The organism is Spartinivicinus ruber, assembly GCF_011009015.1.
GTDB lineage: Bacteria > Pseudomonadota > Gammaproteobacteria > Pseudomonadales > Zooshikellaceae > Spartinivicinus > Spartinivicinus ruber.
Map to the genome: position 1 here is coordinate 110423 of NZ_CP048879.1, position 21622 is coordinate 132044.

A 21622-nucleotide genomic window follows, 5' to 3' on the forward strand; every position below is an offset into this window, starting at 1 on the left:
TTAATGATAATTTATTATCTGCAATATTTTTCAGTCAGCGGCTGATTACTTTTTTCTATGTTAGGGTGGTGCTCTATCAGTCTGATACCTGGAGTACCCCTGTTTTATGGTCGCCTCGATCACCGATTATCACAACCGAATTAATGCCATTAATGAAAAAGCCGCCCTATTCCGTCAGGCGGTGATCAATCCACAAGTTGAATCTGCCAACACTAACCGATTTATTACTGATAATGCTGAACGTAACAGCCAGTTAAAAGCCGTTGTCAAAGACACTATTTTTGATGCAGCAGGCGAGCAAGGTCCTTTGTTATTAGGGGTTACCGCCAATGCCGTGCGTGCTTATTATGATCAGCGCGGCTCCTTGCCATCCGCTGAAATGATGGCCAGTGCCTATCACACTATCGAAAATATGCTGGTCAATACGGCTAACCATAAAATTATGGATGCGGCTACATCGACCAGTGAAGGCATTATTAAGCGTAATCACCAGGTTGCGTTAATTGTGCCTACCATGTTGACTAGCATTACGAATGATATGGTCACGCATATTCCACCCAATTACGATAAATCTGAAATTTTTGCGATTACCCGACGAGCGGGGTCTACCTTTGGTGACCTTAAAAAAGGAGAATTAATTGACGAGTCCTTCCATGGGCAATACTCATCAATGAACCAACGCCAGCCGGTGGCAACTGGCGATGGCACCACCAAAGAATTCACTAAAAGCATTGGTATGCCGGTGCGCAAAGAGTTGGTACGGGTTTATCATGACCGTAACCTGGTAGCCGAAGATTTAAATGGTCGAGGACTGCTGTCGGGGCATTTTATTGATGCTGATGGGGTCGCTGTAACTGTGACAGGCTCCGTTGATCACGACACCGGTGGGATTACCGTTAATTTTTCGGTACCGCCTAAAAACGGCATTGAAATTCATGTCGCTTACGACGTATCAATTGAAAAAGACCCTTCTCTGATCCCTAAAATTGATCACGAAATGGAATCCTGGCTGGTTTATCCCCATGAATCCGCGATTGCTGCCAGTGCCACCATTCAAGCGGTATTCAGCGCCCGTCGTGAATTCAGTATTGATTTAAATGCCTTAAACTTCAGTTCGGCTAAAAATATTCTCGCCGCTGAAAAAGACCGACGCCGTTTAATCGATATGTATTTCTTTGCGATGGGCAATCGTCAATGGAAATATACAGTACCGGATGGCCTTAAATTCACAGATCACTACGAAACTCTACGTCAGACGTTTTATGAGATCAGTCAGGATTTAATGTACCGCACCAAGAAAAGCGGTCTGGTGGGGATTATTGCCGGTCCCAAAGCCTCTGCCCTATTAAAGTCGATTGGTGCCCCCCATGTGCGAATGGCCCCCGGTTATCGGCATGTTCCCCAGCCACACTATGTGGGTAAAGTCTTTGAGTTTGATTTTAAAGAAGACCCGTTTGCCCCTGACTGGCAAATCTTTTGTTATGCCAAAGGCCGTGATCATGGTGATTCAGGCTATGTAGCAGCCGATGCGATCAGTGCCATTAATTATCAGCACCCGATTGATGAAAAATTACGCCATAGCAATACCCTGTACGAATTAGCATACCGAGATTTACACCCTAAAAATGGCCGGACTTATTACACCCTACTCACTTTAGTGCCTTAACCGGCACTGAGTTAATTAGTTATTTTTTCGCTTTATTTTATCGATTGTTTTTTAATTATTTTTTTGGAGTTCAGGGCTATGGCCACTCGCCGCAAAAATACTGCAACTGACACCGCTACTGAAGATAAACCCGAACCAGCGGAACGATTATTCGAAGTGGTTTTTAAAAATGCCAGCATATCACCACTGGAATGCACCTTGAGTAAAAAGCGAATTTGGATTGCCGGGCATGCGAATACCGCCCCGGATATTTTTTCGGAATCAGAGGTGGTCCATTTGCGTGAGATTTTAAAAGGGTTTCCGGCGATTACCATGCGTATTGACGAGGTCGCATGATTAGTCAAACCATAACAGAGAGTGCGGGGATTACCGTACTCAGCCCCATTGATAACAATATTTCGTTAGCGGGCAGCAGCCAGACCATTGGTGCAACAGTCGTAGAAGCCTCTCAAGGTCCGGTCGGTAAGCCCGTCACGGTTACGGCGGATAATTGGCAATCGACTTTTGGCAAGCCTTTACCCATGTCAGCCGGTACCAAAGCCGAGGGTTTACGGCATGTGAAGGATGCGTTAACTGAGTGTGCTGCCTGTCAGGTGGTTCGGGTGGTGGGGTCTGGGGCACAATTCCCTAGCCTGGCATTTCCGGTAAAGCCAGAAGCTCCCGATGCGAAGGGCTATAAAATCACCGTGCAGTCCTCACCGATTATTGAAGGTGACACCATTAAAATACTGCTGTCGTCTTCTGCACTGGATTTTACTGTCAGTGCGGCTGAGGCTGAAGGCTGGACGGTGGAAATTAACAGCCAGCTCTATCCCCTGCATAACTTTCAGCATGGGGCAACCCCGGTATTGTGGATCCATAAAGACGACAGTCTTAACCTGGAAACCATTACCAGTGGCACTAAGCTGGTGATTCATGGCAAAGCCCAGCAGACACCACCTGACGTATTAACAGCCAGCCACCCTTATGGTACCGATATTGTGGTAGCCCAGGATTATTGGTTAGTGGTCTGGCCAGTGGATGGTCACCCCAGTGATCACCGCCGAGTTGAAATTACTGCGCTGGATGATGTGGACCAACGTTTTACCTTAGCTTTTTATGAAGACCATTATGGCCAATCTCAATTAGTAGAGTCTTATAAAGTCGGCATTGATACTGACGATATGGATGACCAGGGCTTAAGTGCTTATGCGCCAACTGTCTTAGAAGAACGTTCTTCCCGCTTTAGATGCCAGGTAGCGTACAACACCCGTTGGACTGATGTGATGCCGATGGCTGAAACCTTTATGGGTGGCAGTAATGGTGAATCGCCAACCACTGAACAATGGATAGAAGCATGGTCACGCCTTAAATCCGATGATGTGGCTTTTGATTTATTGTTCGCCGCAGGACAATACGACACTACGGTATTAGGCCATGTGATTGCCATTGCAGAAGGTCGATTAACCCAGTTCAAGTTTGATGTTCCCCCTTACTTAACGGAAAGTGCCGCGCTTAAATGGTTAGCCGATGCCAATTTGGAAAGCTATCAGGCGCAGGCGATACATTACCCCTATAAAGCGAATGACGAGTGGTACGGTGGTAAAAGTTTGTGGGGGGCATCCGGGGCATTAGTGGCCGCCAAGGCCCGTTGTTATGCGACACCTACCGGCCATGGAGCAGTATCCGGTGCTCATTATACGGCAGCTGGCGAAAGTCGTGGCTTAATTAATCGTCGTGGGATTGAGCCATTACACAACACAGGCTTTGTATTACCAGATGAACGCGTCGATGCACGCATAAATCCGGTGGATAAAGGCAAATTCATTAATGACTGTTTAAACCTCTGGCCCAAAAATAATTATTTACGCTTTGAACATGTAGTAGCAGTTTTAAATGCTATTTCCCATGAATTTATTCAAGCGGCGAGTGTCGCCAAATTCGAACCCGATGGCTTAACCCTCTCGTTATTAACCACCTTAGCCAATGACATTTGTCAGCGTCGTGTGGATGCTGGGGCTTTTGTGAACCCCCGAAACCCAGAGCGTGATGGGGAAAATCCGTTTCATATTGATATTACACAAATTGAAATCGACCTCTGGCAAGTGGATGTGAGTTTTGCACCCACTGGTGTTGCCCGCCGTATTGCCTTGCAGCCCAAATTAATGCGTTAGTTTTTTAAGGAGTATTTATGTTTGATACGGGCTCTCCCGGTGATTTACATCCAACCGATATTGATTATTGGTGTTTAGATAATAGTAATCCATTAATTACCGACAGCATTATTGATCAGTTTGGTGATCAACAGTTACGTGCCAGTGCCATGGCCAGTGCATTAGCCTGGGTAGAAGGGGAAGAAATTACCCCGGATGCTTTTACTGAAATTATTTCCGGCATGGCCGATGTTGCTATCGAGGACGATATTACCCAACCAGAGGAAGATTATTATGAAGATTTAACCCGTGAAACCGCTATTGCACTGACGGCATTAGGCGCTGAAAACCGCGATGTCAAAACCTTCATTGAACGACAGGATGAAGCCAGCGCGTTAACCATTGCCCAACAAATTGAAGACCGGCTCAGTACCGAACAAAAAGACGATGGTACGTTAGTGGCAGAATATGCTGCACTTTCACAGCCAGTCATGGATAAAGCAGTACGACGGGTGATTGATGGCAAAATTGTCCTGAAAAAAATTCCCACCCGCAAACGCCGAATGACGGCTGCGCAAAAAGCTGCTTTAAAAAAAGCACGCCGCAAGGCGCACAGTGCTGCTGCCAAACGGGCACGGGCCAAAGCCATGAAACTTAGGTCACAGCGAGGCTTGTAATTTAAATGACGGGGCTCTGGCAACAAGGGGGACTGACGCAAGTGGGGCTGAATGACAGTCGAATCAGCCCTTACTTAAAATGCTGGATTCATCAACATACCACACTGGTGGTAGGCGCCATTGGTGAAGGAACCAGCAAAGAGTTCAGTGCCACCTGGTCCAGCCCTTTTGAAACGGATTCATTAGGGGCACAAGAGACGGTCCAAAAAACCGCGGGATTAACCCAGTCATTAACGGGACTCACTTCGGTAACGACACTCAATAGCCAACAGGTGTGGGAAGGTAACCAGCCCCACCAGTTCAGTATTACCCTACAGCTGTATGCTTTGGTGGAGCCTAAAAATGAAGTTGAAGCCGCTATCCAGGCTTTGGAATTAATGGCCACACCTGACGTGGATGCCATTATGCCACTCGGGCGAAAACCCGAGTCTGTCTGGATCAATATTGGCCGTAATGTCATCTGTGGTCCCTGTATTATCGAGAGTCTACAAGTGCCACTCGATGGGCCACGTGATAAAAATGGCTATTTATTAGAAGCAGCGGTGCAGCTTTCCATTAAAACCGAAAAAATGTTAACCCGTGGTGATATCCCGGCCACTTATGGCTAATGATTTTAATTGCTGAATAAAGGTGATTATGTCACGTATTCCTAACGTTAAGGGTGATATTCCCTTATTAAAGCGTGCTTACTCAAAAAATGTCGCGATGGGCGAACGGGCAGTGGCGTCTGATTTTGAGATGACCATTAAAGGTTATGAGGATTTAACCGTCTTAGTCCGTACAGCCCAATTACCGGAAATTTCCCGCGGCGATCCGGTAGAGGATTTTGGTTTATATGGCCAAGGGTTTCAGCAATATGGCGCGGTGAAACGCGACGGCGATATTACCGTGAATATTGTGGAATTAAAAACCGGCCTGGTCCAGGACACCTTATTTGAAATCATCGAGAAAAAAGAATACGTCACTATTGAAATGGTGCTGGTCGGTGAAGGCCAAAAACGCCGAGGCTGGCAGCTGGAAGACTGTATTTTAAAAGCCGATCCCGGTGAGCTGGATACTTCAAACCGCGTCGGTACTGTGCAAATTCCCGTGACGATTCACTACAACTGGTGTGAACGCTTATGACACCATTGGATTTATTGAACGATATTAAAGCCGAATTTTCGTTATTATTATTGGATGATGAGACGACGTTTTTAGCGTTATTAAAACGCAGCTTGCGTACTTATCATGACAATATTGGATTTCAGAAAGCTCGGGTGTTAACCGCGAAACAGTTAGCCGATGGGTTTGAAGTACCAGACGATTATCAAAGTTTATTAACTGCTTTTGATGATAAACAACAGCCCGCTTCGATTATTTTACATGGTAATACTCTGATTAATGAGGAAGGTAAGCCACCATCTGGTCATGTCACGGTGATTTATTTTTCGGATTTTACCCGCTGGGATTTAGCCACGGATCATTTTCCAGCGAATACCAAAACCAGTTTTATTCATAGCCATTTACACAGCTTAATTAGCTTAGCCAATAACGAGCGGTTACGGGGGATGCATCAGGCCGCCGAATTACCGGCTGATCATTTACCAATAGAAGCTGATATCCGTGGGCAGTTAACTGAGCTGGAAGCGATCATGAAAGAACATCCGCCCTTTTTAACCGCTGCCCAGCTGAGTCATTAATGAGGGTCGATTTTAATCAACAGCGCTTAGCGGTTAAACGCAGTGTTCAGCAAGCATTTCAGCAAAACTGGCAATTTAAAATGGCGATTGAAGGCCAGCCCACAGACTTTGCATTGTTTGTTAAGGATGTGACCTATGGATTATTTACCCTCAATACCAAGCCAATTTTAACAGGTGCTTATTATATTAATTTACCGCAACAGCCAGAGCCTGACATCTTGACGCTGACCGTGCGAGACCACCAGGACCGACGGATTCACCGTTGGTTACTCGATTGGATGGCTAATATAAAGAATGCGGACGGCACCTTAAATCCTCCCTTACACCCAACACTGGGTTATGTACGACAGTTACAACTGTTTCAGCTCACTGAACAGAATAATGAGCAATTAATCAACACCTTTTTAGTGTATCCCAGTCAGGCTGGCGAGATTACCGAATCTTATACCGAGCCTGGGTTTTTAGCGTTTTCCATTACCTTTACCAGGTTTCGATAATTATTTATGCATTATTTTGCCCCTATTCCCCGCCCGAGTAATCCTGATTATGCCATTCGATTACGGGAAGCCACCGTTAAAGAAATGCTGGCGATTGCTGATGTACAACCCGAATTAGAAGAGCAGATCACCAGCGAATTTTTAAATCAATTACAAGCCCCTGAAACCTATAGCGACGCTCGCCAATGGTCTGGGGATGACAGACGGCTAGCAGTGTATTGGTATGCCCTGCACACCTTGCCAGATACTCAAATGACCTTAAGCTATACCTGCCCCAGCTGTAGCAAGTCGCTAAACTATCGCCTGGATTTACGGGATCTGGCAGATAACAATACAACACTCAAAGGTAAACCTTATCGTGAGATCGCCTTTAAAGGGGAAACACTTCAGATTAAACCGCTGACAGGTGAAGCCTTAGAGCAATTAGAAACCCTTAATTTGGCGTTAAATCCATTAACTCCCAATACGGCTGATTACCGGCAACAAAAAGCAGAAATACGTTTAGCTGAAATTAGGTATTGTCTGGATTTTGCAGAACAACATGTAGATGATGAAGGCAAAAAACAGTGGTTATTACAATTAACTGCCAGTGAATTTGCTCAGTTAACACAATTAATCTCTGAAAAGCTCACCGAATTACAACACGGCTTACCGTCGGTCATGCATGATGGCAAACTGCAATTAACCACCCAGGTACCCGCTTGTGACTGTGAAGCGCAAACAAATAATCCGTATTTAACGCTTTTTTTTCCCTTTCGGGATTTCTGTCAATTGCCAGGTATATAGCCAAACCGGCTGGCATACGTTATTAGCGAATTTATGTATGCACGGACAAAGCTTAGGGGATTTACTGGCGTGTGATTTTTCGATGGTAATTAAACTGCATGACCAACTCCAGCAACGTACCCAACGTCGCCGCTGATGCCACCCCACTGGTGGCCGCCACGCCCGTGGTTACAGCAGACAACACACCCAATGCCGTATTAACGCCATGGGATTCAGCCGTGGTCGATTTACTGGAAACAGTGGCTGAAAATACTGAGGGGTTACATGAGGGAGTAACGGCACAGGTTACCGAGCCAACCGCGGTTACTCCTGGCTCAGAGGCAATTCCGGTAAACACATCGACTGTCGTTGAAAATACCCTGATCGAACGCACAGTCATAGCCGAACAAAACCAGCCACAACCGGAGGTTGTAGCCGCAACACCTGCCGAAGCAGATCAACAACATAGTCTGGCAGGACTACAGGCGGGCCATTCTACGTCAGATGAAGCACAAACAACACCTGTTGCTACCAGCGAAAATACAACAGCTGCCGCAAATACACGTTCTAATACGACTCATCAACGTGCACCTATTCGATTAGCAAACGGGCAGTTTGCCAGCCGTGCACAGCTCAGTACGCGGTTTGGTATGTTACAAGCCTCGATGGCAAGCCACCAAGGGGATTTAACCGGCTATGCATTAGGTGGTGGTTTATGGTCATCGGCTAAGGAAACCATGGGGTTAATGCACCATGCCCAAGGGCTATTTAATCGAGTCCGCGGGGAGCGTTCTCATACAAATACCACTCCAAACCAAACACGTAATCGCACAAGGCGATCCAACCGTCAAGCAGAGAGTCATACCGAAAGCCGTACAGACAATAGAGCAGCCAGTACAACACAAGCAGCCACCCCAAGTCGAGGCAATACGACAGATTCTAATGTTGTTCAGGACGAAAATACCACAAGCGCCACCCCTGTCAGCCATTCAACGCCGACTTCGCATAGAGCAACAAATGACCAACACCCTAATCAACCCGACATAGCCCGTACGGCGCCTGGCGCGCAGCCGTCCCGAGAGGCACCAACCCCTTCATTGGGACAGCAACAGCAAGCAGATGTACGTCAGCAAGTGCAGCAGGATCAACAACAGCAGCTTCTGAGTGATCAGCTGGCACGGCAAACTACAGCATTACTTACAGAAGAAAGAAATACCCAACAGTTGCTGCAGGCTATTTCCAATAACCTGGCCCAGAAAGCCAGCTGTTGTTGTGGTAGCGATGGATTGGATATAGGTCTTGATGAATTAGACAGACGACAGCAGTCGGATGATCAAGACAACAACCGTCGCCGTTCTAATCGACGCAGTCGGTGGTTATCGAAGCTGAGTCAATTAGCGAAATGGGGTGGCCCAGTAGCAGGGGTCATGACAGCAGCCACCACCTATGAAGCACTCAAAGATCGCGAAGAGTTATCAATGCCCCAAAAAGTAGTACAGATAGGGGCTGCGACTACCGGGACAGTGGGAGGTGCCGCGGCGGGGGCTATGGCGGGTGCCTCATTGGGTAGTGTAATACCGTTGCTTGGGACAGCCGTGGGTGGATTGATTGGTGGCATTATTGGTGGTGTAGCTGGTAACTGGTTAGGGGATATTGCTGGACAGACTGCCAGTGATTATTTAGCTGAAAAACCGACGACAATGGCTGTATCTGAGCTGAGCAATCCAAAAACAGCAGATGCCCAAAACATCAATGTAGATCATTCTGAATTACAGTTTACGAATACAGACAAACTGGTGGTAAATACTACTACCACCAGTCATCAGGGTAGGATTAGCTCTACTACTATAGCAGAGCCAGCCACTGCAGCTGTGACTATACAGTCACGAGCCATCGACCCAGCACCAATAAAAATAGACAGCAACAGCCGTACTTCTACTGTAGAACAGCCACTATCGAGCCCATTAACAGCCACGACAACGCCCCAAACAATCACCCTGGACGAACAAAAGCTCGGGCAAGCATTAGCTAAATCATTACAACAACTACCGGCTAATCAACAAGTGCAACCAACTGCTATGTCTACTCCAGCACCAGATACTTTTTCGTCGATACCAATAGAATTTGATGACGTGGTATTAACCCTGATGAGTCACGACCGGATTTAACTGTGCAAGCACTGGATCATTTACTGTCAGTTTCAGCTGATGGCTTAACTATCCATCAAGATAGCCAGGCCATTCATAACAATGTGCAGGAGTGGTTTGCTAATGCGCAATTTACCATTGCCGATAATCCAGCCTGGGGGCATAACCTGTCACCGTTTCGATTTGCACCGCAAAATGAAGATACGGCAGTTGCCCTGGAAATCAGCATTGTGAAAAAAATCAGTCAGGATGTTGAGGGCTTATCGATTCTAGGAATCCGGGTCAGCTGGCCTGCTATTGATGTCATGCAGGTGGTGATACACCACCAGATGGGTGCAACCAATCTACAACTGTCGAATAAGGAATTGTGATGTCGCTGGATAATCATCAAGCCGCTTTAAATGAATTTATTCGGATTATTGAACAACAGCCGGCATTACAGCCTTTAGCCCGTTCCCAGGTCATGCAGGGGCTGAATATTTTTCAGAATTTAGCCTTGTCGTATGCATTGCATCGGGTTGAGCGTGCTCATCAAGAAAGTTATTTATCGACGGCTCTGAATCGGTCGAGCATTTTAGCCCTTGCTGAAGACCGGCAATATTTACCGACTCGCCCTACGCCCTCTCAAGGCCAAACCACTGTCATAAATAACAGTGCTGAAACGATTGGGTTACCGGCAAACTTGGCGCTATTGTCGGAGCAACAACTGTATTATCAATTAACTGAAAGTATTCAAGTACCGGCTAATAACCGTAAAACTGTTACGATTAAACAGCTTAAACAACAGCAACTGACGTTTACTATCGAAGCAGAAAAACCCTTTATCGAGTTATTACTGGAAACCGCCTTAAGTACCACGATTCACCAATTACAAGTCTGGGTAGATGAAGGGGAAGGACCGCAAGAGTGGCAGCAGGCCCGATTATTTAGAAATACCGACGGCGATAGTCTGGTATACGACGAGTTTTACACCCACACCGATCAAGTCGGTGTTCGTTTTGGTAATGGGATTTTTGGGAAAATTCCGGCACGGAATGCAACAGTTACGATTGCACTGCAACTGACCGAAGGACAAACCACTCTCATGCCCAATCAGCCATTATTTCCGCTGCAATCAGGAATTGCCAGCGACATTGAAATAATTACTGCTGATGTCATCGAAGGTGGCCGCCTTGGTGAAAACATAGAAGCAATAAGACGAAATGCGCTGTATTACCCGCTCTATAACGAGAACAAAGTGTGGGATGATGATTATGTATTTTTTATCAAACGTAATCACCCGAATGTGCTTTGGTGCAATGTGTGGGGCGAGCAAGAAGCGGAAACCATGCACGGTGCACCCAATGTCGACTTTATCAATAAGATTTTTATTTGTGTGTATGCCCCTGGTGATGAGACCGTTGGTGAAAAAATACTGCAATCCCTTCAAGCCGTACCCCAGCTGAATCGGCGTTATAAGTTAGTCAAACGTCATGATGTGAGCTTTGCAGTCAACATTAAGGGCACGCTTCATCGATCAGTAGTACTCAGTGAAGCCAAACAGCAAATACAACAGTTGCTCATCCAGCATTATGATAAGCACTCGCCACAAAAACGGGAAAAAGCCCAGGTAAGGGACTTCTATCGGTTAATGAATAATCTGGGTATTTTCGATCAAGATGCAGATATTGAGATCAGTATTGATGGGCCAGCAGAACCAACAAACCTAACAGAAATGCTGTTTATTAATATCGATAAAACCATGTCAGGATTATTGTTAAATTATTGATCGTAGTCATTTATTGGATTGTCTTTAAGTAATATCTATAAAACTTGCTGATTGTTCCTTTCTTTTTCAGGTTGTTGATTTCATTATTAATAGCAGCCAGTTTGTTTACACACGCTGATTGTTTTGAAAATAAAACATAAATAACAAGTTGCGTCACTTCTTTATCAATAGGAACAATTTTTTTACTTAGCCCCATTGATTTAATGGCTGCCAAACCATCAAATTCAGCAAATACTGCATAATCCACTCGCTCTTTTTGTACCATTTTCATCATCAAGTAGTGGCTTTTAATCTGGCTAAGGTTAAGGTTTTCTCGATCAAAACGATCAAATTCGTCGCCATAGCTCCCTCCAAAAGGACGTACGCCACTCTTACCGATCAAATCAACAAGTGAATTGAAGGGAAACTGGTTATCAACATGTACAAACAGTTTTATGTGATCTTGAAAAACCGGCGTACTGTAAACAAATAACTTTTCTCGTTCTTTATTAAAATAAGCACCAAAAATCGCATCAATTTTATTTTTCAACAAATCGTCCATGACTCTCTTCCAGGGACGTGCCGGTGACGATACAAGCTCTATGTTTAAGGGCTCTACAGCCGCTTGCATAATGTCATGAATTAACCCTTGGTAAATCCCTTCATCATCGATATAAGAAATAGGCTGCCACTCATTAGCACCAGCATATGTAAGGCGGTGACAAGTTTCATCAGCAAAAGCTGTTGTTGACACTAGCACTATAATAAAAATGCTTACAATTTCATTTATCGCCAGCAATTGTAGCTTGTTTAACATAGATGCTTAACGTATCAGAGAAAAGGTATAAAGCTTTCTATTTGTCATGTACTAGCTTTAATTGATTGATAGTTTCAGGCAGTATCACACAACTGGGATGACCATAACAAATCCGTGTAATCTCTAAAATCCACTTCCCCATCATCATAACATAACTGGATTCATAGCGAGTTTTAGAGTCTCGTTTTTCTTCTAATTCCAATACCGCAAACGAGTGACCTGCTATGTTTTGTTCATAGGCAGGCTTAACCAGTTTAGTATCGTCTTCAACGGTGATCATCTTTTGATAACCTAAAGCCGTGGTAATCCCTTGTCTAGGCATAACCGCAATAGCAAGCATATTGGAAGACTGGTCTTCTTGAAGAAGTAAAGCTGTATTGTCATGATCCAGTTTGACAGTGATTAATTGCTGATTTTCTTTGCTTTGATGACTGATCGTTTTTCCACTATCTAGCTGCCAGGCATTCGACAATTTTAAGGTTACTTCAATCGAAGCTAACTCTGAAGCATAAGTAAATGTCCCCAAGCTAGCCAGCCAGCAAATTAAAAAGAGCACTCTCATTGACAGCAAATCAAGCATTTAGCACCCCACTGACTTAAATGACAATAATATCGTTAAGGATAGCAGTAAGGGGACTACGTGCTTTACTCAGTTGAAGAGACAGACATACAACCTGATTATTGCCAGGTTACCTGCAATAACTTACTTTAAAGACTAAACTAAACATATCATTCTATAAATTATCATTAAATCACGACAGAGCATGAGCAGTAATACGTTTTTGCTTACCCTATTATGCGTTGTTATGGTGGGTTGCACTACCGTAAAACATCAACCATTACCTACTCACACACTATCCACAATAAAAGCATCCAGTATTACTCATACTTTAAGAGAAAAACCAGACTTTCTTGCGGCATCAGCAGGAAAAGCCATCCTGGGTTTTGTAGGTGCTGTTGCCATGATTAGTGCAGGTAACACCATAATTCGAGAGAACAACGTACCAGACCCTGCCAATTACATCAGTGAAAACCTAGTGTCTCAACTGGCAAAAAAGTATCAACTAACTCTTACTGATAACCGTCATAAAATTACTACCGAGGAGGATGTTGCTAAATTAGCAGAGCAGTACAGCGAGGCAGACTTAGTTTTAGATATAGATTCTATTCTGTGGGGTTACCAATACTATAAAAGAAATCCGTCATATTATTACATGCTCTATAACGCAAAAATACAATTAATCAACACTCCTTCTAAACAAGTACTTGCTGAAGGGCTTTGCTCATATAAGCAAGATGACTTCAGTACCGCACTTACTCTCGACCAATTATTAGCAAATGATGCAGAACAATTTAAACTAGAATTTCAGAAAGCAGCAGAATACTGCCTGGATTATTTTTCCAAAAAAGTGTTGCGCCTGCAACCTTAGCAAATAGCAAAATGTAAAATCATGGCAATCAATACTTGTTTTGTTTCATTACTGACGGCAAAGCCAGTAATGAAATACTCATAACAATCAATATTAGTTAATTATAACCACAAAACTACCAGAGCATATTGTCTTGCCAGATACATCAATGATTCTTTCAGAGACATTAATACGAGAGCCAGATGCAGCAAATGGGAATGCAGTGAGGGTTGTATACAAATTGGTTTTAGATCCAGTAAAACCATATCTTGACTGCTTAAACCAGCCTGGGTGGGCTTGATAAGTCATCATTAACCCGCCGCTACCATTATAACTGTGATCTAAGAAATACATAGCATAACTTAGGTTTTTAGCTGTATGCGAAATTAACTTGGACTCTCCTGGATTTAGATAAATTTCATTTTGTGGAAAAGTACAAACTGCGGCTTTTGCAAAAGCGGGTAATAAACAAAGCAGGAATAATATTTTTTTCATATTTAACATAACAAATCTCCATTTATTTTTTTAATAAAATACTATTATACAAGCGTATTAGCATTGTCTCATCACTTATTTGTCTAATATAGACTAAAGACTAATAAGGTAGTGTCAGTCTGTTTCCTAATCGTATTTCATTACTTTTTAGATGAAACGTACCAAAAAAATTGCAAATATTTTTTTATCATCGTCCTTTTTTGACTATTTACAGTATCCTAACCAAATGATTATTTTATTAATGGTATGGCGTGCAACACTGGTTAGTTAATCGGCTCACGGCCAGTAAACAGTCCTCTGAACGTTGGGTTCAACTGGCACAGGCACTCGAAACGTTTTGGGACGAGCAGTTCACCCCTGCCATTGAGCGGGTCGAAAACAGTCGTTCGATTTTTACCGCCAGCCCGGAAGACCTGGAAAAAGCGTTAGCGGATATGGGCAGTTTTTTTGATGTCTTTATGCCCATTGCCGAAACCAATAAGCCACTGGCGATTGCCTGGCGCCGCGATGAACTACATTACAAAGATACTTCACTACCCGTGCAATCGATTCTGGCGCGAAACTTCAGTGGATTAAATACCCGCTGGGAACCCTTGTATGCCAAAGATGCAGCAGCTTATCAGCAAAGGCTTTTTTATTCAGCTGATGAAGTACACGACCTGGGGCATGAGTTGGATGATTATTTTTTAACATCCCGTGGTCGATTATGGGTTGATTTACGGCACTTACGATTACTGCAAGTCAGTCGCACTGAATTCGAAACCATTGTTCGTCAGGAAATAGAGAAGATTCGCCCTACCCACATTGTTTATGAGGGTGAGTTATTCCAGCTAAGTATTCATTTTAAAGCCAAACCCGACCGGTTGTTAATTGAAACCCAGAAGACAGAAAGAACGGCTCATTTACCTTATCAAGATCAAATTAAAGCACCTCGCCTCGACTGGCAAACCTTTCAACAACGGGAGTTAACACCACTCTTACAGTATAACAAGAGCCCCTACTTGTATTTTGATGATGTACCCACTGATTATGCCCCACTTGATACATACTTTGAGATTGTATGATAACCAATAACAACACCTGGCAACGCGCCCTGTTGTTGCCCCGTTACTATGAAAAAAATGCCCATTCAATTGCTGGTTTAAGCTCTCAGTTTCAGATTAAAAAATTTCAGTTAGGCCATGACCCCGACTTAATCAATGAAACAACCAATCCACCTGGTTTGAGAACCATTGACACTTCATTAAACCAGTTAGCGAATGTGTTTTATGAAGCCCCTTTTAAGCCGGGTGACATTGTGTTTGCTAATGGCCGGTTATTGTTTAAATGCGTGATGCCAGAGGGGGCTATTGCCGCACCCGCTAAGTATTCATTAACCGGGTTAATCGATCAGGAAGGCGACTTAATCGCCGTGTCATTGGATTTGCCCGACTGGGTTACACCAACCGAAGGGGTACGCATTCACCCATATATTAATTTCCCAATAGGTTAATTATTTAAAAGGTGTTCTATGGTTGACCGTAATAAACAACACTTACAGTTTGATTTTGATCATTTCAATGCCACGGGTTTAAAACCCCTGGTTAATGCCTTAAAAAAACGTGATGTGACAGTGACGGATATAGAGGGCAGTAAACGCGCTGTCCGCAAATCCGGGGTTCTCACCAAAAAAGCCACCTTGTTTTTAGCCGACGGGCAAAAGCTGATTATTGAAGCCACCGCCCAGGGAACGATTTTCCAGGTTAAATTAAATAATCAGGTATTAGCTATTAAACACGTCGATAACCTGACTAAAGCTGTGCGTGAAATTGCCGGGTTTGTTCATAAGAACTCAAAAAGTTTTCAGGCAAAGCTACGAAAAATGGCCGAGCGAAAACGATCACAATCAAGCAGTGGTACTCGTCAGGCTACCTTGAGCACTCAACAGCAACTGGCAGATAAACAACAATTAATTGATGACTACCGACTTACGGTCGAACAGCTCGCGGCTGAATTAAATGAGTTATTGCAAGCCATTACCCAACTGGAAAACAGCAACGCAGAATTAACTACAGAAATTGCCGAGCTGCAAAGCCAGATCAATACACAACAAGAAACGCTGGATCAATTAATTCAACCACCGATTGCAGCCTAAATCATGATGACCAATAAACTACTGATTCACCTGGATTATGATCCACTGGCGAGTGGATTTGATTGCATTACTTTGGAAGAGTGGTTTGACCAACTCACAACACCTGACAGCCTGGATTTATTAACAGAACCCTTACCTCTACAGGTGCTCGATGACGCATTCTATCCAGAGGATGAACACACCTTAATTCTCGACATGGTCTCGGCTAAATACCAGCGACTGCCCAGAACCTTAGCCGCTTTACGCCGTGTCATTCAAAGCAAGCTGGCCAAGCTGGATGGTAACCTGGTGATTGGTGAAGCAGCGATCAGCAAGCCCCGTAAAAATAAATTATTTGCCACCGTAACAGCTCAATTCATTTGCAGTGACGGGCAAACTTTATCAGCACAATTTCATGCACCCGATAAAGATCCACTGGTCGTCAATCAAAGCGATACTCTGATTGCTTATCGCTGGTTATTAAATAAGCGAGATATTACCCACATAGTGTCGGCTAAACAGAGCGGTAGTACGTTAACGGATATCAGTCTGGATGAGCTCGCCCTTAAACTGGCGCAGTTAATCAGTGGCAATTCGGCAAAATTCATTGAACGCCAGCAACAGTTAAAACAGGCACAAGCCGATATGAAGGCGGCGGATGACGAACTAACCTCTCTGGAAACTCAAGCCACTGAATTAACGACGCAAATTGCAGAACAACAGCAAAAACACCAGGACTTGGAAGAGGAGAACCAAACGTTGACGGAAAAACGAGATGAACTAAAAAGGCTGCTTGAAGAAATGCTCGCTGAAATTGAAGCCGCCAAAGTCGATGCCGATGAAAAACGTCAGCAAGAGCAGCAACAACCCCAAACAACCACAAGTGAAACCACTGCAGCCAATGATGGGGACAATACCCCAACAGATGAAGACGACGAAGAGCAGCGCTTGGTTAAAATCCTCGAAGATATTTTAGCGGGTAAATACGACCATTTAGGCTCATTTGGGATTTTCGATACGCTAGAGCCACCAGCAGACCGATTAATCGAAATGGGATTAGGTGAAAAATACGACGAGTTAATTGGCAAAGTCGCTGAATATTATGCACGCAAAGATGCTGAAGAACACCCGCTGTAATAGGAGTGATTAATGCATGGCCCTAGGTATTGAAAAATTACGTTACGCCAAACAACTGAAAAAACTGCAAGAAAAAGCTTTTAATGACAACACCAAAGGGATTGAAAAGCTTAAGCTGGTAAAAGAAATTAAAGTGGTGCGTGAAGCATTAGCGGTGAATAGCAAAACCACCGTTAGTCGTTTTCAGCAGTTATTGGCAGGTGAGTTTAATAAACTAGCCCCCAAAGCATTTATCAAAATGGTTAAGTCCATCGTAGTGGATGAAGAAGCAAACATTGATGAAATTAAACAACCGGTCGTCGACTATTTAATTAATCACCTCAACCTAAAAGCGGCTTAACTATGAATGCTGTGTTTAAGCCGATTACACAAGCGGTTAGCTGGTCAGGCATCGAGGAGGCATTTTTTCTGCTGCTGGATACACCGCCAACAAAAAGCGTTTTTCAGGTAATGGAGGCAATAGACATACTCAAACAAACACCACTGGGTGAATTTGACCAACACACGCAAGCTGCCTGGCTCAAACTGAATTATTGGCGGCGTCGACTGGACGTTAACCCTGATGAGTCATTAACTCAACTGATCATGCGACAGACACCATTTGGGGATTTGGAAGGTTTACTTAATCAATGGGGACCACCGGATGATATTGGCCAAGCCCAACTGGAAAAAAACAGAGCCCAGGGTAAACAGCTTCGCGAGCAACTGATTAATCCGGAAAATGCTCAGTTAGCCAATGAAATACAACAGTTACAAGATACCTTAGAACAAATTAAAACCCCTTTCGAAAAATCCCATCAGGAAATTAACCAAATTATCGCTGATATTAAAAAGGAACATGGGTTAACCCAAATGCGACTGGAATTAGACGTTGAAATTAGTGTGTTCAACAATAAAGTCAGGCGTCGAAATCGCAACTATGATGCATTACTAAAAGAAGAACAGACAATTCGCGCTAAAGCCGATCACTATCAGCAATTAGTGAATCAATACATTAAACCCGTTAAAGATGAGTGGAAGCAAACATCACTTTACAAACCAGATGAAACCACCAAAAAACAAGTCATTGAGACACAACAGACGATTAACCAAAAAGCCGAACAATTGATGCAAACGGTTTATGACCAGCTGATCAACCAATCCAATATCTCCGCGCAGGCAGCTCAGCAATGGGCAAAAGAGCAGTCTATTTCAACAGCCGTTATAAGCCGACTGAAAAAAGCCGGTTACAGTAAAACGCAACTTTTAACTGATATGGCGGAGTTTTATCGACTGACTAATGGCCGGTTATCGCAAGTGTCACTTGTCAGTGATGGGCGCAATCGAGCTGCCGCTAATGTCACGGATGGTGTCGTGTTTGTGGATGGTGAGTTTGATAAGCGCACGTTATTTCATGAGATGGCTCATGTACTAGAAAACGATCCGGTAACAAAAGCCACAGCACAGCAGTTTGTTGAATCACGCCGTGAGGGGCCACCCCAGTCCTTAATGAAAATGACAGGCAATTCTAATTACCGGCCTGATGAAGTGGCTTACCCAGACTCATTTATCAACCCCTATGTAGGTAAATATTATCGTGATGGCTGTACAGAAGTGATGTCGATGGGGTTAGAGCACTTTGCGTCTTCAATAAAATTATATGAATTATTCAATCAAGATCCGGATATGTTTGATTGCCTGTTGGGCTTTTTAAACAATACTTCCGCACCAGAGCAAGACCTTTTTAAACAAATCCGCCAGCAACACAGCACTGACCATGATTTTTATGAGCAGCTGTTTAAGCGTGTGAAACCGATTAAAATTACTGAAGAAACGATCACCACAGGCCCTTTGACCGGTTATCAATTTTTGAATTCAAGCGCCAGGGACCACCAAACAAAACGCAAGAAAACCGGACGGTTAGTCATTGCACCACATGGCGACAATGACTTTATGGCATCAGCGTTAGAGGCTAAAGCCTGGGCTTATTTACACCAGTTGCATCAGCAGGGCATTCAATCTCAACCAATCAAAAACTTAAAAAAACTGATTACCCATCGCCAGGCACCTGACTGGTTTAAGCCTGGGATGATCATTCCTACATTAACAAGTTAACGGCTTAATACAACAGAAGACATAGCCAATTTATGTATCGGTTTAAAATTCAGCATTATTTAGGTGGTCCCCTCATCATCACACTGGATGCCGAATGGGAACAAAAAGCAACAGCAACAATAGAAGGTCCAGACTTTGATAGCTTCTTAGTCATGGATTATATGCAACACCACGGGTATACCCCCTTTGGCAAAACCGCAGCATTTCCACAACTAGCCCCTATGGATATTCACTGTACCTATTCCACGGCGCCTGAATTTGAGTTTGAAATACTCGAAGGGGATTTACTGCCCTACCCACCGTCACCCGGTTTATCAAAAGACAGTCTGCCTCCGGCAGAATACTACGACCATTTATTCCCCGCCTATAAACAAAAAATACCCTTTAAGTCATTTGAGGTGTATATCACTCAGCAACCTGGCGATACCCTAACAGGGTTTACTGACAATGGTAAGCCTTGGCATCGAGAAGTAACGTACCCACTCGGCTATATACGTGATACCAGCCAATCTGTTTTCCTGGATGTTATCATTGGCAATCACTCTGAGTCTGAACAGGTGTTTGTGGCAACCCCACCAGGTGAGTTTACAGTTTATATGCTGGGCTTTGATGATCAACCGAAAGCAGCAGCGGTATTTCAGCATCACTATCCCACAGCGGATCAAAAACGACTGAACTCCGTTACAGAAGCAAGTTTTACAATGATGTTAGACTTTGAGCCAGATTAACATTTCATTTTTGTTATTAACTTTTATCACCATAAATCTGCCTATTTAGATTTTACAGTTAGCTTTTTGCAGAAGTTTTTTTTATTTTGCCAAAGGTACATCTCTGACAGCACATCTAACACCGATCTATTATGATGCAGAATGACTACCTTAGCTGGAACATATATTGCGTATCAGATATCTCATTGTGAATGCGAAGAGGTGGTATAAAATGGGCTTGCTTAAAACAGTTTCAATATGTTTTGTTGGTATTCCTCTATTAGCCTCTGTTTATGGTGAAATGTCTAAGCCCAAAACACCAGAAGAAATTGCAAAACAAGCAGCCATTAAAAAAATGGAAGCTCAGCTAGCTGCAGACAAAAAAAAGCGTGAACAGTTTAAATTGAATAATCCGCAAATTGCGTTAATGCAAGATTTACGAAAAGAGCTAGATTTTTTACGAAAAAATAGTAGAACAAAAATTTCAAAAAATATTGACCTAACTAATTTAAAGATAGTATTAGCTGCTACTTACAGCCAAGCGGAGCTTGCATTGCAGTTAGACAACCACCTAGAAAAACTAAATACTGAAGAAAGAAAACTACTATCTGAATATAAACAGCGACTAGTAACTGACCAAAAATATTTGTTTCCACAACTACGTGACAAACTTGGGCCTGTATTACGTAAAAAGTTATGGAGACAAAATATTTCAGTTAAAACGATAAAATCTGGCTATCGCTATATACAGTTTTCTGGATCCTTATTTGCGTCTAATGCTGCTGTTGAAGACACCCATATAGCCATGTATGACATGTTGTGTAAAATGCGATTCAAAAAAGCAAATTATCAGTGGAGCGAGCACGCTGACTCATGGGTGTATACACTTAACAGCTATAATGATGGAGCCTTGGTCACAATGTATCAAGCTGCTTCCTGTAGAGCTTGATTACCAGGAGCTAATACGATTAGTATCAATTTTTCTGTTAGGTAGCAGACAATTTGACATACCACAGCTCCGACAAAACGGTATTGCCAGGCTCATCTGAGCGACAAGCACCTGCAATCAAAATAGGCTGATCATAGCTAATTGTTATCTGAGTGGAGACTTCGTTAGCATCTTTATTGGCCTTGGTGACATGAGCTAGGACATTTAACCACTTTTGTTGGGGATTATCCTTCACCGCTTCTAGTTTACCTGATATTCGCAGATGGTTTTCCTGGACCTTGCGCAGCAACCGAAACGATTGATCCGGCTGAACCTTAAGCTTCCCTGTTGAGATCAACTTAGCTGATTTATGTTGGGGGATTGCAGAGTCAGTTGAAGCTTGCCGACAAACATCAGCATCGTTTATTTCAACCAGAATAAACTCCAGTTGATCAGCTGGCAGCGTGCTTGATAAAAGCACGCTGCCTAACAAAATAATTCCTTTAAGCAAGTCCATTTTCCACCTGTTATTTATGACTGATTAAGTTAAATTATTTTAGCAATAATACGACTTATTTTCTTGCACAATTTTTTTATATCAGCGGTCGA

General features: G+C 43.5%; 25 protein-coding genes. 21 read left to right on the forward strand and 4 right to left on the reverse strand.

What is annotated here, in order from left to right:
- Positions 1-106: 106 nt before the first annotated feature.
- The 12 genes from G4Y78_RS29285 to G4Y78_RS29340 all read left to right on the forward strand — a co-directional run bounded on the left by G4Y78_RS29285 (position 107) and on the right by G4Y78_RS29340 (position 11334).
- Positions 107-1666: a DUF2460 domain-containing protein gene (locus tag G4Y78_RS29285; RefSeq protein ID WP_163836764.1), complete on the forward strand. Its 1560-nt coding sequence runs from the start codon at positions 107-109 to the stop codon at positions 1664-1666.
- A 78-nt stretch (positions 1667-1744) separates the two neighbouring features.
- On the forward strand, positions 1745-2002 hold the full coding sequence (locus G4Y78_RS29290; protein WP_163836765.1) for a hypothetical protein: 258 nt from the start codon (positions 1745-1747) through the stop codon (positions 2000-2002).
- Positions 1999-3819, forward strand: coding sequence for a hypothetical protein (locus tag G4Y78_RS29295; RefSeq protein WP_163836766.1), 1821 nt, complete (start codon positions 1999-2001; stop codon positions 3817-3819). The genes G4Y78_RS29290 and G4Y78_RS29295 overlap by 4 nt, the downstream gene beginning before the upstream one ends.
- Positions 3820-3836: 17 nt before the next feature.
- Entirely contained in the window at positions 3837-4475 is a 639-nt protein-coding gene (locus tag G4Y78_RS29300) for a hypothetical protein (RefSeq protein ID WP_163836767.1), read from the forward strand.
- 5 nt (positions 4476-4480) lie between these two features.
- A complete protein-coding gene (locus tag G4Y78_RS29305) occupies positions 4481-5083 on the forward strand; it encodes a hypothetical protein (RefSeq protein WP_163836768.1) in 603 nt (200 codons plus the stop codon).
- A 28-nt stretch (positions 5084-5111) separates the two neighbouring features.
- Positions 5112-5600, forward strand: a complete 489-nt coding sequence (locus G4Y78_RS29310) for a hypothetical protein (protein ID WP_163836769.1) — start codon at positions 5112-5114, stop codon at positions 5598-5600.
- Positions 5597-6157, forward strand: a complete 561-nt coding sequence (locus tag G4Y78_RS29315; protein ID WP_163836770.1) for a hypothetical protein — start codon at positions 5597-5599, stop codon at positions 6155-6157. Before G4Y78_RS29310 ends, G4Y78_RS29315 begins: the two co-directional genes overlap by 4 nt.
- Positions 6157-6654: a hypothetical protein gene (locus G4Y78_RS29320; RefSeq protein WP_163836771.1), complete on the forward strand. Its 498-nt coding sequence runs from the start codon at positions 6157-6159 to the stop codon at positions 6652-6654. Before G4Y78_RS29315 ends, G4Y78_RS29320 begins: the two co-directional genes overlap by 1 nt.
- A gap of 6 nt (positions 6655-6660) precedes the next feature.
- The gene (locus G4Y78_RS29325) at positions 6661-7440 is read left to right on the forward strand and encodes a hypothetical protein (RefSeq protein WP_163836772.1); all 780 of its coding nucleotides are present in this window, start codon (positions 6661-6663) and stop codon (positions 7438-7440) included.
- Positions 7441-7538: 98 nt separating this feature from the next.
- Positions 7539-9587 (forward strand): hypothetical protein, encoded by a 2049-nt coding sequence (locus G4Y78_RS29330; protein WP_163836773.1) that lies wholly within the window; start codon positions 7539-7541, stop codon positions 9585-9587.
- A gap of 2 nt (positions 9588-9589) precedes the next feature.
- Entirely contained in the window at positions 9590-9937 is a 348-nt protein-coding gene (locus tag G4Y78_RS29335; protein ID WP_163836774.1) for a hypothetical protein, read from the forward strand.
- A complete protein-coding gene (locus tag G4Y78_RS29340) occupies positions 9937-11334 on the forward strand; it encodes a baseplate J/gp47 family protein (protein ID WP_163836775.1) in 1398 nt (465 codons plus the stop codon). The genes G4Y78_RS29335 and G4Y78_RS29340 overlap by 1 nt, the downstream gene beginning before the upstream one ends.
- A 10-nt stretch (positions 11335-11344) precedes the next feature.
- Here G4Y78_RS29340 and G4Y78_RS29345 read toward each other — a convergent pair whose 3' ends face one another.
- Both G4Y78_RS29345 and G4Y78_RS29350 read right to left on the reverse strand, forming a co-directional pair.
- Positions 11345-12130 (reverse strand): substrate-binding periplasmic protein, encoded by a 786-nt coding sequence (locus tag G4Y78_RS29345; protein WP_163836776.1) that lies wholly within the window; start codon positions 12128-12130, stop codon positions 11345-11347.
- 37 nt (positions 12131-12167) lie between these two features.
- Positions 12168-12710, reverse strand: a complete 543-nt coding sequence (locus G4Y78_RS29350) for a hypothetical protein (RefSeq protein WP_163836777.1) — start codon at positions 12708-12710, stop codon at positions 12168-12170.
- A 184-nt stretch (positions 12711-12894) separates the two neighbouring features.
- Here G4Y78_RS29350 and G4Y78_RS29355 point away from each other — a divergent pair, with 184 nt between their 5' ends.
- A complete protein-coding gene (locus G4Y78_RS29355; protein WP_163836778.1) occupies positions 12895-13560 on the forward strand; it encodes a hypothetical protein in 666 nt (221 codons plus the stop codon).
- 93 nt (positions 13561-13653) lie between these two features.
- Here G4Y78_RS29355 and G4Y78_RS29360 read toward each other — a convergent pair whose 3' ends face one another.
- Entirely contained in the window at positions 13654-14043 is a 390-nt protein-coding gene (locus G4Y78_RS29360) for a hypothetical protein (protein ID WP_163836779.1), read from the reverse strand.
- A gap of 242 nt (positions 14044-14285) precedes the next feature.
- Between G4Y78_RS29360 and G4Y78_RS29365 the strand changes: the two genes are divergently transcribed.
- From G4Y78_RS29365 to G4Y78_RS29400, 8 genes are all read left to right on the forward strand, one after another.
- Entirely contained in the window at positions 14286-15098 is an 813-nt protein-coding gene (locus tag G4Y78_RS29365) for a hypothetical protein (protein WP_163836780.1), read from the forward strand.
- The gene (locus G4Y78_RS29370) at positions 15095-15526 is read left to right on the forward strand and encodes a hypothetical protein (protein ID WP_230425785.1); all 432 of its coding nucleotides are present in this window, start codon (positions 15095-15097) and stop codon (positions 15524-15526) included. Before G4Y78_RS29365 ends, G4Y78_RS29370 begins: the two co-directional genes overlap by 4 nt.
- Positions 15527-15544: 18 nt before the next feature.
- Positions 15545-16168, forward strand: coding sequence for a coiled-coil domain-containing protein 22 (locus G4Y78_RS29375; RefSeq protein WP_163836781.1), 624 nt, complete (start codon positions 15545-15547; stop codon positions 16166-16168).
- A 3-nt stretch (positions 16169-16171) separates the two neighbouring features.
- On the forward strand, positions 16172-17284 hold the full coding sequence (locus G4Y78_RS29380; protein ID WP_163836782.1) for a defense against restriction DarA-related protein: 1113 nt from the start codon (positions 16172-16174) through the stop codon (positions 17282-17284).
- A 16-nt stretch (positions 17285-17300) separates the two neighbouring features.
- Positions 17301-17624, forward strand: coding sequence for a hypothetical protein (locus G4Y78_RS29385; RefSeq protein WP_163836783.1), 324 nt, complete (start codon positions 17301-17303; stop codon positions 17622-17624).
- 2 nt (positions 17625-17626) lie between these two features.
- Positions 17627-19378: a hypothetical protein gene (locus G4Y78_RS29390; protein WP_163836784.1), complete on the forward strand. Its 1752-nt coding sequence runs from the start codon at positions 17627-17629 to the stop codon at positions 19376-19378.
- Positions 19379-19410: 32 nt separating this feature from the next.
- A complete protein-coding gene (locus tag G4Y78_RS29395) occupies positions 19411-20106 on the forward strand; it encodes a hypothetical protein (protein WP_163836785.1) in 696 nt (231 codons plus the stop codon).
- Positions 20107-20317: 211 nt separating this feature from the next.
- The gene (locus G4Y78_RS29400) at positions 20318-21034 is read left to right on the forward strand and encodes a hypothetical protein (RefSeq protein ID WP_163836786.1); all 717 of its coding nucleotides are present in this window, start codon (positions 20318-20320) and stop codon (positions 21032-21034) included.
- A gap of 37 nt (positions 21035-21071) precedes the next feature.
- On the opposite strand, the gene G4Y78_RS29405 is transcribed toward G4Y78_RS29400, so the two are convergent.
- Positions 21072-21530, reverse strand: coding sequence for a hypothetical protein (locus G4Y78_RS29405; RefSeq protein ID WP_163836787.1), 459 nt, complete (start codon positions 21528-21530; stop codon positions 21072-21074).
- Between the last annotated feature and the right edge of the window lie 92 nt (positions 21531-21622).

What these genes read in the sequence shown, in the direction of transcription:
- G4Y78_RS29285 (WP_163836764.1), top strand. Translation starts at nt 107, where the DNA reads ATGGTCGCCTCGATCACCGATTATCACAACCGAATTAATGCCATTAAT.
- G4Y78_RS29290 (WP_163836765.1), top strand. Translation starts at nt 1,745, where the DNA reads ATGGCCACTCGCCGCAAAAATACTGCAACTGACACCGCTACTGAAGAT.
- G4Y78_RS29295 (WP_163836766.1), top strand. Translation starts at nt 1,999, where the DNA reads ATGATTAGTCAAACCATAACAGAGAGTGCGGGGATTACCGTACTCAGC.
- G4Y78_RS29300 (WP_163836767.1), top strand. Translation starts at nt 3,837, where the DNA reads ATGTTTGATACGGGCTCTCCCGGTGATTTACATCCAACCGATATTGAT.
- G4Y78_RS29305 (WP_163836768.1), top strand. Translation starts at nt 4,481, where the DNA reads ATGACGGGGCTCTGGCAACAAGGGGGACTGACGCAAGTGGGGCTGAAT.
- G4Y78_RS29310 (WP_163836769.1), top strand. Translation starts at nt 5,112, where the DNA reads ATGTCACGTATTCCTAACGTTAAGGGTGATATTCCCTTATTAAAGCGT.
- G4Y78_RS29315 (WP_163836770.1), top strand. Translation starts at nt 5,597, where the DNA reads ATGACACCATTGGATTTATTGAACGATATTAAAGCCGAATTTTCGTTA.
- G4Y78_RS29320 (WP_163836771.1), top strand. Translation starts at nt 6,157, where the DNA reads ATGAGGGTCGATTTTAATCAACAGCGCTTAGCGGTTAAACGCAGTGTT.
- G4Y78_RS29325 (WP_163836772.1), top strand. Translation starts at nt 6,661, where the DNA reads ATGCATTATTTTGCCCCTATTCCCCGCCCGAGTAATCCTGATTATGCC.
- G4Y78_RS29330 (WP_163836773.1), top strand. Translation starts at nt 7,539, where the DNA reads ATGACCAACTCCAGCAACGTACCCAACGTCGCCGCTGATGCCACCCCA.
- G4Y78_RS29340 (WP_163836775.1), top strand. Translation starts at nt 9,937, where the DNA reads ATGTCGCTGGATAATCATCAAGCCGCTTTAAATGAATTTATTCGGATT.
- G4Y78_RS29345 (WP_163836776.1), bottom strand. Translation starts at nt 12,130, where the DNA reads ATGTTAAACAAGCTACAATTGCTGGCGATAAATGAAATTGTAAGCATT.
- G4Y78_RS29350 (WP_163836777.1), bottom strand. Translation starts at nt 12,710, where the DNA reads ATGCTTGATTTGCTGTCAATGAGAGTGCTCTTTTTAATTTGCTGGCTG.
- G4Y78_RS29355 (WP_163836778.1), top strand. Translation starts at nt 12,895, where the DNA reads ATGAGCAGTAATACGTTTTTGCTTACCCTATTATGCGTTGTTATGGTG.
- G4Y78_RS29360 (WP_163836779.1), bottom strand. Translation starts at nt 14,043, where the DNA reads ATGTTAAATATGAAAAAAATATTATTCCTGCTTTGTTTATTACCCGCT.
- G4Y78_RS29370 (WP_230425785.1), top strand. Translation starts at nt 15,095, where the DNA reads ATGATAACCAATAACAACACCTGGCAACGCGCCCTGTTGTTGCCCCGT.
- G4Y78_RS29375 (WP_163836781.1), top strand. Translation starts at nt 15,545, where the DNA reads ATGGTTGACCGTAATAAACAACACTTACAGTTTGATTTTGATCATTTC.
- G4Y78_RS29380 (WP_163836782.1), top strand. Translation starts at nt 16,172, where the DNA reads ATGATGACCAATAAACTACTGATTCACCTGGATTATGATCCACTGGCG.
- G4Y78_RS29385 (WP_163836783.1), top strand. Translation starts at nt 17,301, where the DNA reads ATGGCCCTAGGTATTGAAAAATTACGTTACGCCAAACAACTGAAAAAA.
- G4Y78_RS29390 (WP_163836784.1), top strand. Translation starts at nt 17,627, where the DNA reads ATGAATGCTGTGTTTAAGCCGATTACACAAGCGGTTAGCTGGTCAGGC.
- G4Y78_RS29395 (WP_163836785.1), top strand. Translation starts at nt 19,411, where the DNA reads ATGTATCGGTTTAAAATTCAGCATTATTTAGGTGGTCCCCTCATCATC.
- G4Y78_RS29400 (WP_163836786.1), top strand. Translation starts at nt 20,318, where the DNA reads ATGGGCTTGCTTAAAACAGTTTCAATATGTTTTGTTGGTATTCCTCTA.
- G4Y78_RS29405 (WP_163836787.1), bottom strand. Translation starts at nt 21,530, where the DNA reads ATGGACTTGCTTAAAGGAATTATTTTGTTAGGCAGCGTGCTTTTATCA.